Annotated in this window: 8 protein-coding genes; all 8 read right to left on the reverse strand. The window is 43.2% G+C overall.

Features of this window, described 5'->3' with window-relative positions; all coding sequences use genetic code 11:
- Window positions 1-146: 146 nt before the first annotated feature.
- Entirely contained in the window at window positions 147-4,439 is a 4,293-nt protein-coding gene (locus HF894_RS06005) for a two-component regulator propeller domain-containing protein (protein ID WP_204971424.1), read from the reverse strand.
- Window positions 4,440-4,531: 92 nt separating this feature from the next.
- Entirely contained in the window at window positions 4,532-4,846 is a 315-nt protein-coding gene (gene rhaM / locus HF894_RS06010; RefSeq protein ID WP_005853508.1) for an L-rhamnose mutarotase, read from the reverse strand.
- 31 nt (window positions 4,847-4,877) lie between these two features.
- Complete coding sequence (locus tag HF894_RS06015; protein ID WP_204971425.1) at window positions 4,878-6,287, reverse strand: glycoside hydrolase family 88/105 protein; 1,410 nt, start codon at window positions 6,285-6,287, stop codon at window positions 4,878-4,880.
- Window positions 6,288-6,326: 39 nt separating this feature from the next.
- Window positions 6,327-8,222, reverse strand: coding sequence for a rhamnogalacturonan lyase (locus HF894_RS06020; protein ID WP_204971426.1), 1,896 nt, complete (start codon window positions 8,220-8,222; stop codon window positions 6,327-6,329).
- 25 nt (window positions 8,223-8,247) lie between these two features.
- Window positions 8,248-10,584: a glycosyl hydrolase 115 family protein gene (locus HF894_RS06025; RefSeq protein WP_204971427.1), complete on the reverse strand. Its 2,337-nt coding sequence runs from the start codon at window positions 10,582-10,584 to the stop codon at window positions 8,248-8,250.
- A gap of 38 nt (window positions 10,585-10,622) precedes the next feature.
- Entirely contained in the window at window positions 10,623-13,907 is a 3,285-nt protein-coding gene (locus HF894_RS06030) for an exo-rhamnogalacturonan lyase family protein (RefSeq protein ID WP_204971428.1), read from the reverse strand.
- 28 nt (window positions 13,908-13,935) lie between these two features.
- Entirely contained in the window at window positions 13,936-15,576 is a 1,641-nt protein-coding gene (locus tag HF894_RS06035) for a rhamnogalacturonan acetylesterase (protein ID WP_204971429.1), read from the reverse strand.
- A gap of 100 nt (window positions 15,577-15,676) precedes the next feature.
- Window positions 15,677-17,536, reverse strand: a complete 1,860-nt coding sequence (locus tag HF894_RS06040) for a rhamnogalacturonan lyase (RefSeq protein WP_204971430.1) — start codon at window positions 17,534-17,536, stop codon at window positions 15,677-15,679.
- Window positions 17,537-17,538 lie beyond the last annotated feature (2 nt).

Here is a 17,538-nt window from a genome sequence, read left to right on the forward strand (position 1 = left end):
TATTAAACAAACGGATCAAAATCAGAATATACGGGCAGCCGAAACCAAACCGGTGCTCCTGACAGACATGCAAAAGACTCGGCATTGGACAGCGGCCGAACTTTTTCGTCTGCGGCGAGACAGATACACTGGACAACGAGCAATACTCAAGCCTCGTCTCCCCCGCCGGCAGGCGTCTCCCCGGGCTTTGCCGCCGTACCTTCACGGTAGGCCGAGGGCGAGGCGCCGAAATGGTGTTTAAAACACTTGCTGAAGTAGAACGGATCGTTGATGCCCACCTTGTAGGATACCTCGGACACGGTATAGTTACTCTCCAACAGCAACTCGGCAGCCTTCTTCATGCGCACGATGCGGATGTACTCGTTCGGCGAATAACCGGTTACACCACGTACCTTGCGGTAGAAAACCGTACGTCCCAGCCCCATGATGGAAGCGAACTCATCGACGGTAAATTGGGCATTCTCCAACTGCTGCTCAACGACGGCTTGTAACTGGTCGGCAAAAGCCTTGTCCTTGTCGGAGGAGCAAATAGTGGGCCGGAGCATGTTAGGAGCGTTAGAAAATTTTTCCTTAAGCTTCTCGCGCTGTTCTATCAGCTTGAAAGCACGAGCCAAAAGCAACTTAGGACTAAATGGCTTGGTGATGTAGGCGTCTGCTCCGCTCTCAACACCAGCCAGGTGACTCTCGGCGGAGTTCATAGCAGTGAGCAGGATGATGGGAATATGGCTCGTGTTGAAATCGTTCTTCAACTTGCGAGTCACTTCGAAACCCGTCATACCGGGCATTAAGACATCACAAATAATCAGGTCGGCATCGTATTCGCGAGCACGTGCCAGTCCAGCCACACCATCAGCCTCAGCCATGACTTCAAAATAGCGCCCAACCTCTTCTTTGAGAAACTCGCGTACGTCGTTATCATCCTCGATGATAAGCACCCGTTTCTTGTTGATAGGCTCCACCTCGGGCAGCTCAATGTCGGCCTCCATGCGAGTAGCGGCCACCTGCTCTTGGTGCTTCCGTTCCTCTTCGAGCAGGACGTTGTGAGGGATGAGAAAGTCCTTCTCCTCGTAAACAGAAGGGTCGGTAGGCAGCGTGACAGTAAAGACGGAACCACCGCCCTCATTCTCACTGAACTCAATGGTACCCTTGTGTACGCAAACCAACTCATGGCTCAAGTGTAACCCCACGCCAACACTGCTGCCGGAGAAACTACTCTGCATGAAGCGCTTGAACAGTTCGTTACGTTTTTCAGGTGGTATACCGACTCCTGTATCGCGAACTGTAATGACAAGCTTCTTTCGCTCCTCGTCCACATCGACAGTGAAAGTCACCTTGCCACCACTGGGAGTGTACTTGAAAGCATTGGACAGGAGGTTGTAGGTCACCTTATCCAAATGTCCCTTATCGATAAACATCGTGTAGGACGTACGTGAAGGCACGAACTGGAAATCCATGTTCTTCGATTCTGCGGCATCGCTAAAGCTTAGGAATATCTCGTAGAGAAAGGCGACGACATCGGTCTCCTCCAGCGAGAGAGCCAGCTTGTTGTTCTGCATCTTGCGGAACTCGAGCAACTGGTTAATCAGACGCAGCATACGCTGGGTGCTTTTCTCCATTACTTTAAGCGAGTAATTCATCTCCTTGGGGATCTTCTCCATGCGCTGCACCTTCTCCAAAGCACCTTGTATCAGCGTCAGCGGCGTACGGAATTCATGGGAAATATTAGTAAAAAAAACCAATTTGTATTCCGTCAGTTGCTTCTCCACCTGAATGCGGTTGCGCAGAACATTAAAATTACGCACCAACCTGAAAGCGACATAGAGTGCCACGGCAGACACGAGTACGTAAAGAATGAACGCCCATCCCGTACGCCAAAACGGCGGAACAATAACAACCTGCAAAACTGCTTCTTTCTCCGCCCAAACTCCCTGACCGTTACACGCCTTCACACGCAAGGTATAATGCCCCGGATCTAGATTCTTGTAGGCAGCAAAATTCAAGGAAGACAAAGCACTCCACTCCCGATCGTAGTTATCCAAACGGTAAGTATATTTGATGTCGTTGACCATCGAATATTCGAATGTAGAGAAATCTATCACGAACGAATTCTGGTAATGTTTCAGTTCAATTTTGTCGGTATAGATCATCGCGTGCTCCAGTGGCGAATCCACGTCACCCGGACGCACGGCTATACCATTAACGTGCAGGTTAGTGAACGACACCATCGGTGACGCCTGCGTATTGCCCACCACAACCGCAGGGTCTACAACCACTAGTCCGTAGTTCGATCCAAACAGTAATGTCCCATCATCAGCCACCGCACAACTGTTTTCGCTGTAAGCATTTCCCAAGATATAAGATGAAAAGAAGAAATTCTCGAATGTATAGCTATCAGGATCAAAGCAAGAAAGCCCCAATTCTGTAGCAATCCACAACTTTCCGTTCCGGTCCTCTACAATCGACTGTACCATGCTGTTTACCAGCCCATCGCTCACGTCGAAATGGACGAAGTCCAAGTCTTTATAATTTCCCTCAGGACGGCACATACTAAAACCCTTACCCGATGTGCCCAACCACATACGCCCTTTACTGTCGCGCAACATACACTTGATTTCGTTACTTCGCAAAGCACCGTTGTCTATATTATAGGCTACATAATTCTGAGGATCTTGTAGAAGAGAGTCTGGATGAAAAATAAAGATTCCCGCACTCGAACCGACCCATAAATAGCCATTGGGTTCTTCACAAATAACGCGTATCTGTCTTTGCGAATACGTATCGGTAAAGAAACGACGGAAATGATATCCATCTCCGGCCTCGTCAGGAACAGCCAAATTCAATCCGCCACCAAAGGTACCAACCCACATACGATCCTTCTTGTCACGCAACATAGCAAAAATACTGTTACTGCCTAGCGAAAATGCATCTTCCGAAGTGTTTCTATACCATTTTCCATCTACAGAAAGACCATTTCCACGCGTCCCCAGCCAAAGACTACCATCGGGCCCTTCGGCCACAGCATAAACGTTCGAATCATAAAAGCCACGCTTTTCCAATGTTCGCGATGATTGGTCGTACACATACAACCCACCCTGGCGTGTGCCCAACCAAATGCTTCCGCCTGCCATACGATTAATCATCTTTACTGTATTAGCACGACCGTCCCATGCCCCTTTTTCCGGAAAGACCCTGTCAGCTCCCTCATTCAGCACCAACAAATGAGAAACACCCGCATATTCAGTACTTACCCAGATCCCTCCAGTACGATCCTCTATAAGATAAAGAAGATAATTAGACGCGACATGACTGAATCCGCTCATATCAGCAGTAAAATGCTGCAATACATCATGAGTAGGATCATAAACAAACAATCCGTTTCCGTACGTAGATATCCAAATCAGATCTCGTGAATCCCAGACTACATGATAACGTTCTTCGTCTATATAATTAACCCTATCGGAAGGAATAAGCTGAAAAGACTTGACTGCACGAGTCTTTGTATCAAGATACCAAACCTTTCCTGTATGATTGAACACCCAATAATTTCCACGATTATCTTTCTGTACCTGTCCATTCTGTACATCCAGCAGCGTACTCTTTCTGAGTTCAAACGTTTTTAAGTTGAACACATAACACCCCTTGTTGGTAAATATCACCCAATCGTCCTGAATGCGCAGGTCCTCATCGATACGAATTCCGCTTTCTTGCAGACGAGCTACATACTTGCATTCCTCCTCCCTTTTCTTTACGACAAAACGGCCATCCGCTGACAAAAAAAACAAATTTCCTCCATCAGAAATAATCTTAGAAGCCCGATGTGAAGGAACAACCAAAACAGTGCGATCTCCAATAACTTGAACCACCCCGTTATCTGTACCAATCCAGACACCTCCTTGTAAATCCTCATATACGTACGTCACCCTGTTGGAAGGCAAATTATTCTTTTCTGTCTTGAAGACGATTGAGGAAAATTGCCCGTCCGCATAAGTTACTTTCCGACATCCATTTCCATTCAACCAAAGCCAAACATTCCCATTACGGTCTATAATTTTGTCGCTATAGAGTTCCCGATATTCACCACACCCTGTAAAGTCTACAAAACATTCCCTTTGCAAGTCATAGCAGCTATATACCTCTGCCGAAGTTGCTATCCACAAAAAACCATTCTTATCTTCTACCAAATCACGGATACGATGATCTCCCAGCGCAATTCCTCCTTTCTGGCTCGGCCGGTAAGTCACAAAAGAATTGCCGTCATATCGGCTCAATCCGTTCAGAGTTCCCATCCAAATAAATCCTTTGCTGTCTTGATACATACAACGAACAGAATTATTAGAAATTCCATTACTCGTTGTCAGATGTTCCGAACGTATTTCAACATCAGCCGCGACATACAGGCTGAATAATACAGATACAAGCAGTAAAAATAGTTTTCTCATACCCAAATCATATGTTCCATAGCGAACAAATGTACAAAAAAATAGTACATCAGAAAAAAACTGATGTACTATTTTTACAATGTGTCACAGGATCAATCCATGTGGAACACTTCAGGCAAAGGAATCGTGACAGGAGAATTATCAGGGTTGACTTCCATAATATCAGCCATATAGTCCCACCATTTCTGGACAATCGGATTGGCGCCCATATCCTGAGACGATTCTTCCCCCTTTGTTTTCTGGCAAGCAAACAGGATATTCGTATCTTTATCCCAATAGATAGAATAATCATAAACACCACCGTCAGAAAGCATTTTTTTCAACTCAGGCCAAATTGCCGCATGTCTTTTCTCATACTCTTTCTCGAAACCCGGTTTCAAGAACATCTTAAAAGCTTCACGTTTCATAAAAATCCTCCTTTTCAATATAGAATTACCATTATTTTCCTCCATCGGTTACATGAAAAATAGGCTCATTTGTTTTTTGTTCTGTCCGATAATATTGCACGGCACTGTCGTTCATCTTTGGATGTTGTTCACCAAGCATTTTAATCATTTCGGCACCAGCCCATATTACAGGGCCATAACCATGAGCTGCATACACATTTACTGGACGGTAATAATAGAATGCTGGATCAAAAGCCATACCCGTACCGACACAAGTTCCGTCAACCTGTCCCTCTTCATTGATTTGAGTAGATACGGCATGCCAACCGAGCTGGGCTACAGGGCCATAGGCCATTGCATCAATCCATCCCTTGTTGATGGCATGTGCAAAGCAATATACGTAAATGGCCGTAGCCGACGTCTCAAGGTAAGAGTCATTGCGGTCGAGCAACTGATGCCAAAAACCTTCCCCACTCTGACATGCTGCCAATCCACGAACATGGGCACGGAAAAGTTCCAGCAACTTGTCACGCTGAGGATAATCCTCGGGCAACACATCAAGCACTTCACACATTGTCAGCAACGCCCAACCGTTAGCACGTCCCCAATGGAAAGCAGGATGATCCTGCATACCTTCCACCCATCCATGACGGAAGAGTTTTTTTTCAGGCACCCACATGCGCTCTGCAAATTGAAAAATCTGACGCAAAGCTTCAGCCATATAATTTTCCTTTTTCTCAGCAGCCACATAGGAATAATAAGCTACTGGTGGAATACCCATAAACATGTCATCAAGCCATAACGTGTTATGTTGAGGGCGAGTTCGTGCAAACGTTCCATCAGCTAACCGATATTCTTTATTTAAGATAAAATCCATATAGTTTTCTATCAATCCATTCAACTTCAACGAAGGATCTTTCTGCATAGCTTTGATCATAGCCGCACACACAGCTCCGGCATCATCCAAAGCATGAGGAGTTAAAATCTGTTTCATTTGAGGATCGACATCGCCTTCCTTCTCAAGTACACGACGGAAATGAGGCGCCACTTCGGCTAGAAACGTAAAACGGTCTTTTACGTAATCAGAATAAGCCTGATCGCCGGTAGTTTCGGCTGCAGTAAGCATTGCCGAATAAGTTACTCCCCATTCGTAGCTAGCCAAACGGAAGGCACCTCGTTCTAATTGAGAGTTTACATTCAGTTTGTTATAGTCGGTTATTACCTTTCCAGACTTTTTGTCCACTACACGTGCTGGGGTGTTAGCCTCCAAATAATGCAAGATACGATCCATATCAGACTTTATGTCTTTCACAGACAACTCGCCATAAGGCACTTTATACTCCGGTTGCAACAGATGTAATGGGGTATTCGAGTCGTTCACTACATTTTTTTTCTGTGCATGGGTTCCTAACCCTGCCATGAACAACAAGGCACCCATCATACTTAATGTTTTCAGATTCATGTCTTAATGGTATTAACAATAGATAATATAATAATCTTTTTACTTAAATTTATATCCTCTAAACACGCCTTTCTTCAAATCTGCACCAAAATAGAAACCAGGTTGTGTAGGCTGATTATAGGCAACATTTTGTGTTGCAATGCTGATACGATAAATAGGATCTTCCAAAAAGGAATGGAAACGATATTGCGTAGGGATGGTTGTCACATACAAACGCAATGCTTTGCTATCCACCTCACGTACCAACACCTCTTCACGCCAATCACCAATCAAATCACCTTGTAAACAAGGATTGGATTTGGTACCGTTATTAAATGCTGCCCCTTCGAAATTAATTAAAGGTTTACATATACCCTCTTTCCAATCATATTTTAACACTGCATTTTTATCCAACAGTTCACGAAGCAAGTCACCATCCCACCATACAGCCATATTAACAGGCATTGATTTTGGAGTCGTTCCTAATGCTTCTCCTTGCACATTACGCAGCCCATGCGAATCTAAAGACCACATCTCCAACCCCAGATTACGCGGATCAATATCTGCAGCCATACAACGACCAACATCTTTTGTGCTTTTTACTTGAAACAGTACTTTTCCTGTAGCTGCATCACGAAAACTTGAACCATCTTTTTTATTTTCATGACAATCCCATACTTGAAGTCCTTGCATATCAGGAGAAAAACATGTCATATGCATAGCATCGCCATGTCCCATACCTGTCGTATAAAGTCCCTTTCCGTCATTGTCTATTGCACAAGATCCGTATACAATCTCATCACATCCATCACCATCCACGTCGCCTACACGCAAGTTATGATTCCCTTGGCCGGCATATCCCTCTCCACCAGGATTATTACTATCAAATACCCAGCGTTGAGTCAGCTCTTTTCCATCCCAGTCAAAAGCAGCTAAAACTGTCCTCGTATAATATCCACGGCACATTACCACACTTGGATGAATTCCATCCAGATATGCCACACAAGCTAAAAAACGGTCACAACGGTTTGCATAATTATCTCCCCAATCCTGAATATTGCCACGAGCAGGCACATAATCAATAGTTTTCAACGCTTCTCCTGTCAACCCACTAAAAACCGTCAAATATTCACTACCCTTCATAATTCGCCCCTGAAGGCTACGGGTACGTCCTTTATCATTAGCAATTCCAGCTTCCCGATAATCAGCATCAGCTTTACCGATCACCTGTCCTTTACCATCGACCGTTCCATCTGCCGTTTTCATCACGATTTCGGCTTTACCATCATTATCGAAGTCAAACACCATGAATTGAGTATAGTGAGCACCCGCACGGATATTACGCCCCAAATCAATGCGCCACAATTTCTCACCAGTCAAACGATAACAATCTACAAGTACATTTCCTGTATAACCATCATGAGAATTATCATGTGCATTGGAAGGATCCCATTTCAAAATGATTTCATACTGTCCGTCTCCATCAACATCACCTATAGAAGCATCATTTGCACTATACGTAAATGTATCGCCTGCAGGTGTTACTCCATCAGCTGGCTTATCTAACGGAATCTGCAAATATCCCATAGGAGCATCAGCTGGCAAAGTATAAGATTCACATTTATTCTGTTGTTCTTTCCCGTCGACTACAGCCTTTACAGTATAAACTATCTTTTCATTCCCTGCATAGAGATCCTTATAAAAAGTTCCTACGTTACTTGGAACTTCTGCAATTTTCTTGCCATTCCTATAGACATTAAAAGTTGTCTGGATCGGATCAGATGAAAGATAACGCCAAGAAAGGCAGACTGCATTCTCGCTTTCACGAATAGCTACAACACCTCTTCCCAAATCTTCATGTTGCAGTTTGGAATAATCATAATGAGGTTGTGCATACAAAGAAGTTACCAGACTAAAAGCAACTACTGCACTCAATAAATTCTTAATTTGTCCCATTTATTTTATATTTATCTGTTTGCTATCAGTTTGTAAATACCTTTATCTGATCCAATACAACACCTTCATCCAAAGCTTTGAACTTCAACCGATGATTCACCGTTGCTTGCGGCTTCAGTACAACACGACGAATAGCCTGATTACGCAAAACATTCATCTTCCATTCTTCACTCCGCCCTTTTGTCTGATAACTACAAACAATCCCTTCACCTCCATCCAAAGAAAGTTCAAAACGAAGCTTCTCACCCTCTACCGGATGATTTGGGAGCAAACATACTTCGAAAACTAAAGAATCGGCTGATTGATATTCAAAATCAAAAGACAGTTGTTGTCCTTGGTCCAAAGAAACGGCTTTTCCTTCGTAACCGATTCCTTCACATATCACTGGATGATTTTCAATACAGTCAGTACCATTCCATTGGAAAAGGATTTCAGACTCTTCCAACATATTCTCTATAGACGAAGAAGGCTGTACACGATCAAAAACAGGTAAACGGCGAGGAGAGCAATCCATTATATGATTCCACTTACCTGTATTATATAATTGGGTCAAAGATACGATGCTATCATAAGCCATATCACTCCTACTCCAATCTCCTTTTCCATGTCTGGCCAGCTGGGCTCCCAACAACTTAAAATTCATCTGAGAAGCTGCCTGCACAGGATATTTTATCAATTGAAAGAACGCATCTTTCCGACTTTCTGCGACTTCAGATGAGATTTTTTCTACCCGATCTGAAAGCTGCTGATAAGCTAATATTCGTTCTCGAATATAAGTTTCACTCCAAGGCAAATCGGTTATAACCTTATATTTAGGATCCTTTTCCTCAGTACGAGTCGCTCCCATAAACTCTGGCTTACGTATATAGGCTAATCGATAATGTTCAAGCAAGACTGGAAGCGTTTGCGTAGCAACAGATTGCCCAAACTCTCTTTCTAAAAAACGATGCAAATGCTTAGTAACGCCCTGTTTCTTCACTTCACCAATATCCCAAGCCATATCTAAAAACAACTCTATCTGATATTCACCCGGCTTGATATCCCCAACATTTAACACCCACATTTTACGAATGCCTCGCTCATAAGCTTGAGTCATTTGCTGATAAATCAAGCCTGGCTGAACCGTGCAAAGCCAAAGATAGTCATGAGGGCGTCCCCAATAAGAAATATGATAATAAATCCCGTTACCACCCTTCCGAGCCTTTTCCGCTACTGTCGGAAAATGACGAATATAACCATAATTATCATCACACCACATCAAGGTCACATCATCTGGAACCTCTAACCCTGCATTATATACGTCTAGAACTTCTTTATATGGTATAAAAACCTGAGGAATATTAGCCACGGTTTTATCGACATAACTAGCTAGCAAGCTACGCTGGTCCTTTAATACCCGTTCAAGTACTTGCTTCTGTTCATTAACAGTCTTTGCACCCTTCATGGCTCCGTCATGCACACCCCTCATACCCAATGTATAGAGATTGTCATAGCCAGCCACCTCTTTGACACGTTCCTCCCAAAAAGCCCGTACATGCTCGCTATTATTCACATAGTCATATTCACCTATTCCATCTCGTTTCCATTCGCCATTCGTATTCCGCATCATCGGTTCGCAATGGGAAGTTCCAATGTAAATGCCATATTTATCTGCAATTTCTTTATTACCTTTTGTAAAATAAAAAGGTACAGAACATTCATGCATGGCAGGCCAAAATGTATTGGCACGTAGACGGAGCAGCAATTCAAAGATGCGTGCATGTGTTTTAGGTCCTATTTGTCCTTTTACAGGAGTTGGTTCATAAGTCAACCCACTCCAAGGAGTAAGCCCCCAATCTTCATCATTGATGAAAATACCACGAAATTCAACCGAGGGTTCTTGTAAATCCTTATAAGATGCAGGCAAGGCAAACTCTTTTCTTGGTTCAGGGATTACATCCGCCCACCATTCCCACGGCGAAACACCTATTAGTCGTGACAATTCCATAATACCATAAGCAGTACCACGCTTATCGCTACCAGCAATGATTAAACGACCTTTCGGGGAAACTGTCAGCAAGAAAGCCTCATGCTTCCCTCGAAGCATACTAACATCAATACCAGTCTGTCGGATTAAAGAACTTTCCCATGTTCCCACTATAAGATCACCATCAAAAAGACACATTTGAGGCTTCACACCAAAAACGTCTTGCCAGTCATGTGTCAATATTTGCAAAGCAGTATGTACAACTGGGGCTTCTGTTTCCAGACAAGATATTTTCAATATCTTTTGAGAGTTGACAACAAAATCCTGATTGGCAGACAAATTGCCAACAAGTATCGTCAAGACAAAGGCCATGAATAATTTCAAATCCTTCAACATTTTATCCAAGCATTATACAGACAAAGAGATTCGAATTTTCATTCACTCCAAGGTATTACTTCCTGCATATATATTGCATCCAAACTCCATGTCGCAGCATCATTTGTACTAATATATTTGCATTCATCCAACCTGGAAGGAACATAAGGAGGCAAGATAGTTTCTACATTAAGTCCATCTTTCTCTACAGAAGGAACATCGGCACATAAATCATCCCAAGCTTCTTTTGCTTTCTGTATATCGCGCAAATAATAAGCAGCGTATGCATGAAGACGAGAAATCCGAAAACGATTATGACGAAGCTCCCATGACTTCTGTTTATAATTAGCAGCCAAATCCAACCAAGTTTCTGTCCATTCAGGTAAATCAATCATTTGTAACATTTCATTCATCACCTCAAAACCGCCCATAATTGTCATCAAGTGGTTGGTCGTTTGTAGTTTAGGATCGCATTCACTAGTTATAATCCCTGTAGCTGGATCAAATCCTAAAGCCAAGGGACCGGTAAAAGCTCGGCTTGGTAATGCGGCTATACTCTTCATTCCAGCTATAATCTTATCGCGATAAGCTTCATTACCCGTACGTTCCCATTCTGTCATCCAATTACCAGCGTAAGCCAACCAATCGGGCCCTATACGCAAACGTGCTGATGCTGTACAAGGATACTGTTCACGCGGTTGTGCCAAACGCATCGGATCGAGAGTGTATAATTTCTGTTCTGCATCCTTTACCTCTGCCATCAGATCACCACAACGTTCGTCTGTAGTGAGATAATAATAAAAGCGGTTCCATACAGCCTGACTAATACGTGCTTCCTTCGCGCCACATCCCCAATGACTTACATTATGGCGACTACCCAGCCCCGCATTCGGTCCAATATGATAAACATCTACCTCAGCAGTATGACGAGTCATTGCTTCCGCCATTTGCCAAAGATCAGCTCGCCCTGTACGCAAGAAATTATACCACAACCACATATTAGAAGCAAGCTCTGTATTATCCCAGGCAAAACCTCCAATATCATATCGCCAAGTATGACGAACAGGGTCGTAAGCATGCATCACATCTCCATAATTCCAAAATCCATACCATTTATTTTGTTCTATAGCTTTCTTATAGAATTCTACATAAGAGGCTAACCGATCTTCTATTTTTGCACGAAAATCTGTAGTTCTATCAGGCAAACTCCATACGCCAAAAGCCCTGCGAGCATGCAAATATTCAGGAACAGGCATCAATACCCCTGGACTTGAAAACTGTTCAGCAGCACGTGCAAAATCTGCTTTTCCTGTGTATCCACCTTGAGGAAGTAAAGTAAGCGTCGTAGTTCTAGCAATACCATAAGGGGTACTCAATCCCTCCTGAACATCCTCATAACTAGCATTCAAGTCATGAGCGATATTATCATAATGTCGCAAATCCATCGGTTCACTATCGGGACTCCAAAGCCATGCCGTAATGGTTGCCTCTTCTGTTTTTGCGCCTGCAACTTCAATGGAAGAAGGATAGGATTGCCAGAAATCATGCAAACAAAGTCCCAAACCTCCACTTACATCCCCTAAAAAAGCATAACCGTTACTACGTGTCCCAGAAAAAGTTCCAATCCATGGATTATCGCTATTGGCCCTTTTACGAATGGAAAAAGCATCTGCTGTCAATTGAGAAAGACGATATCCATCCCATGAGGCCCAATTATCTATCAAATTTTGGTTATAGGAATCAAACTTATCATATTCAGGTATGCGTTTACCTTCCATCTGTTGTTGTTGCAAAAGAGGGACATTCTTATTTTTATCCTTCGAAAGCGACAACACCCTACGTCCTACCAAAGGTTGAATCGGTTCACTCCAAACGCCTCCATCAGCACAAGAAAAAGCAACATGCCTGTTGTAAAGAGCTTCGCGCATAGGAACTGTAAAACGTACTCCCAAAGCACGAATGAAATCTTTCTTCTCATCCCCATCGAACACTATACTATGTACCATCTTGACTTGTTCACTTCCAGCATAAAAATAAAGACGAACCACAAATGGCAACCATTCGCGTCCATCCTTGCTCCTATGCATTCCTTCAAGCTTGACTACCGCACGTACATTCCCTGCACGCTCAACGGAAACCGACTTCACCTCACTGACATAGTTGACAAAAGCAATTTGAGATGTTGTTTCCAATACGGGTTTACTCTGTGTAATACAAACCAAACGGCCTGAAGAACCAACTTTTATTCCTCTATAGACCAAACTATCGATCAAGCATTCCCCTTTTCGAGGAATATAGGCTGAAAGCACACCTGTCTCTATTCGAATATCTTGAGTGGTTTCATTAACCTGTATTCGATTTTGTTCAACAGATTTTTTCCCTTTTCTTTTACCTTCCATTTTGGAAAGGGTAAGCTTACCTGCTGAAGCTGGCACAACACCCGCAACTCCCAACCATTTTACTGAACCATCTGGCCAATATGCCAACGGCCACGTATCAATCTCAATTTCCTTATTTCCTTTACCCGACAACAATTGCCAACTAGTACCAGACTGCACATATCCTTCATCAAAAGGCACGCCAAAACTTACCGTTTTAGTTTGAGCCGGTTCACCACCAATCCAATGCAATGCAACCTCACTCCCTTGTAAAGGTTCACATGTGTATCGGAAGTTGGTAATACGAGTACGCGACAAGGTGGTTCGGAATCCAAACCAGCCTTCTGTCAACGGATTTGCATCCCTAAAATCCACCAGGCGCTTCCCATCTATATAATAACTAACCCTATTGTTCTCGTTTGTTATCTTGATATGATACCAATGGTTGGCTTCCAACAAATGCTCCTTATCTTTATACTCCTTTAGAATTGCAGGACGAGCTTTGGCATCTGCCACACCAGCTTCATTCCCATCATAACGACGGAATCGGGTTGTCGAGTTGTGGTTTCCACCATATCCTAAATAATAAAGTTGTAAAGAGTAACAATTCAAAAAGATTCCACTACGCCATTTCGCACGCTTCCACAAGTCATTTGGATATTTTGGATCTGATGCCATCCAAAAACAGTTTAAATCGCTCAAGCGATCCCCTTCATTCTCAACAACAACACAGGCATCATATTCGATGGCAACCTTTCCACTCATCTTTTCTTTACGCCATAAGGTGAGCCCCTTAGGTGCAACAATCTCAGCTGTATCACCACGGAACGCCACGCTATAATCAGGCGATTCAGATTCTATCTTCCAATATTTCGAAAATTCTTTTTTATTCAGTCCTGAAACATTTTGCGCTTTTACTTCTAACGCAACTGTTAATAATAAAAAGAATATCCAAATGTTTCTCATGCGAATTATGACTAAAGGAGTTATACAATTATTTTATATAATTCTTCAACGGACAATCTGTTTGTTTCACCCCGTCTACAATACTTTGAGCATTCAATCGGGCCCCCTTCAAAGAAGTATGGGTATGATCACGTTTAAAATACTCCCCAACAACACGCAATCCTTCATTGAAACCCATATCTTGCAACTTATCTGCCGTAATTTTATTTAAGTCAATAAACCAAGCACCGGCTTTCTCAGCAGCCTGACGAGTCCATGCGCCAAATGAATTGGTATTACGTTCGATCTGGCCATTATCCCATTTGTTTCGAGGCGTGTGACTCAACACTATAGGATAAGCCCCCTTCTCCTTAACATCCATAATAAACTTACGCAAATACCAACCAAAAGTATAAATGACCTTATACTTGCCAGTCGCTTCCATTAGAAACACCTTGCTTTCATCGCCTGCTCCTGGCAATTCTGCTCGCGCTTTGCCAATATTAATATCACCTGCATCATTGTGTCCGAACTGTATCAATACAAAATCACCCGGCTGAAGTGCATTGTACACTTTATCCCAACGTCCTTCATCCAAATATGTCCGGGCACTACGTCCAGCCATGGCATGGTTTTCCACTGATATACGAGTTGTGTCCATAAACTCTGCTATCACACTTCCCCAACCCCACATGCCGTCACCTTTGTCTTCATTACGTACCGTACTATCACCAATGGTAAAGAGCACTGGACATCCTTTCTTACGCGTAGCACCTGTAACTGTATCCTTTTCTATAGGTTTCAGATACTTAGCCAAGGCCAATTTTTTATAATTACGGATACCTTCGGCAGCAGAAGCGGCATTCACACGAGCACCAAACTCACTGGTGTGAATTCTATCCAGATAGAACATACATTTCACCTTTTCTTTTCCGAATGTCTCAAATTTGCGTGCCGTAATTTCATTGAGATCAATAAAAGGAACATGTTCCTTTTTAGCAACTTGTTTTGCCCACAAGCCAAAAGTCTCATTGACACGAGTCACAATAGTACTGTCAGCATCTTCCCAAGCATTACGAGGGGTAAGTGACATCAATATAGGATGAGCTCCACGTTTTTTCACATCACGAATAAATCGACGCATATATTCTCCATACGTATATACCGTTTCTTTTACCCCTATTTCTTTAATAGTCACGACCAATGAATCTTTACCGATTCCTGGAATAGAAGCACGGGCACGACCACTATCGTACGGACCATTATCATTATGTCCCAACTCAATAATCACCCAATCTCCCTTGCGAACACCTTCCAAAACTTCCGGCCAAAGGCGGTTGTAGAACGTACGACTACTGGTGCCACCCAAAGCATGATTTTCCACCGTTATACGGTTCTCATCAAAATACTCATGAGCAAAATATCCCCATCCCCATTGTCCGTTATTGCCGTTACCCAGGGTGCCTGTACGCATCGTGCTGTTCCCAACCAAAAACAACACGGGATTATTTCCTTTACGACTGGAGCCAGGAACAGGACGCGCTGTACGCGCTTTGTTCAAACTATCAAGTGTATTATCTATCACTTGGTTTACGTCCTTCATTGGAGCAGCCACGGGCTTTTGAGCATGAACCTGAAAAGCCATTGAAAGACCTAAACACAAACCTATAAAAGCGTTATTCTTATTCATTATTTGACATTATTTATTTGTTCACAAAGATAGCGACACGACTCAAATCCCTAAATAGAAATTTATCCATATCCATGTCTTTTTGTCCACACTATCTGAATCAATAGCTTGTATGAGGTGGCTGATTGTAAGCTACATTCTGCCAAGCAATACTCAAACGATATTGACGATCATTCATCAATGTTATACGTCTATCAACAGCCGGTATAGTCGTTACATAAATTCTCAATTCATTTTGACCCTCCGAAGCCCAAATCACTTCTTCCCTCCAATCTCCTAAAATATCTCCTGACAAGCAGGGATTACCTTTGGTTCCATTATTCGAAACAACCCCCTCAGCCTTCAATAACAGATCTGTAGTTTCCGTTTCCCAGTTCCATTTACTAATTGAGATATGATCCAGCAATTCCACTTGTGGATCAGCATCCCAATAAACTGTAAAATTACAGGATGAAGGTTTCTTGGGAGTTATTATTTCTCCCGTATCACCTCTACGCAATCCGCCGACATTACACCAGCATTCCGCTCCTTCATATCTAGGATCTATATCTGCTGCAACTCCTCTACCTGCATCCCTTCCAAAACCATCTTGCCAGATAATCTCACCTGTAGCACCATCAAACATAGCTACCGCAGGCGTTTTCTGTGCAATTGCATGCTTCCCTTCATTCTCATGTATGCCAAACACCTGTAATCCGTTCCTGGAGGGTATCAATTTCCCTACATGTAATGCATCTCCATGTCGTAAGCCTGTAGTATAAAGCCCTTTTCCGTTATGGTCAACAGTCATCGCTCCCACACAAATCTCATCACATCCATCATGATCAAAATCGGCAACACTCACTCCATGATTTGCCATACCAGAATAACCTTCAAGCCCAGGCAAAGCACTATCAAAAGTCCAAAGAGGACGCAATACTCCTTTTTCAAAGATCCATGCTACGACAACTGTCCGTCCATACCATCCTCTAATCATAACTGGAGAAGGCGTCTTACCATCCAATAACGCCACACAAGCTGAGAAGCGATCAGAACGACCACCTGTATTATCATTTCCACAGTTACCTCCGACACCACCCCAGCCATCCAACGGATAACGGGTCGGTATATATTCCTGAGTATCGATCGCACGACCGGTCATTCCATCGAACATGGTCAGATATTCAGGCCCATCCACAATTTTTCCGTAAGTAGGAGATTGTTTATCCCACGTACGCCAGTCTGCATCGGCATCGCCCAAGATACGTCCTTCTCCATCTACCGTGCCATCAGCCGTCTTGCAACAAAGTTCCGTTTTTCCATCTCCATCAAAATCGAATACCAGGAAGTTCGTTGTCGCAGCACCTGAACGAATATTAGGGCCAAGGTCTATACGCCACAATCTTTTTCCACTCAATTTATATGCGTCAAGATATGTGTTACCGGCAAATCCACGTTGTGGAGGATTCTTGGCGTTCGACGGATTCCATTTCAAAACGATTTCATATTCTCCATCACCGTCCAAATCGCCCACACTGGCATCGTTAGCCATATAGCTATAAGACGTCCCAGCCACTTCGTTTGCTTCAGGCCGATCAATAGGTACAGATAAATAAGGTTGCCGAGGTTGATTTTTGGAATGGGACCAAGATGCCACTTCACGTCCATTCAGGCGCAAAGACCAACGATTGTCTGCACTCCAATCCACTTCCCGATCCAGAAAATCGGTTGTTTTCTGGATCGGTGTCTGATTCAACTTGATTTCATTTCCACCATTACTTTGCCGATACACATCGAAAGCGATGTCTTTTTCGTCTTCATAAAGCATCCTCCAACTTAAATACATTCCTTGCTCTGAAGGTATTCCGACCAAACCTCTGGACAGATGTTCACCCAGATATGGTTGAGCACACAAAAACAAGGGAAGGAAGCATCCTAAGAGACTACAGACGCATGCAATGAGAACCTTTAAAGAAGCCATAT

This window comes from Caecibacteroides pullorum (assembly GCF_019239235.1).
Lineage (GTDB): Bacteria > Bacteroidota > Bacteroidia > Bacteroidales > Bacteroidaceae > Bacteroides > Bacteroides pullorum.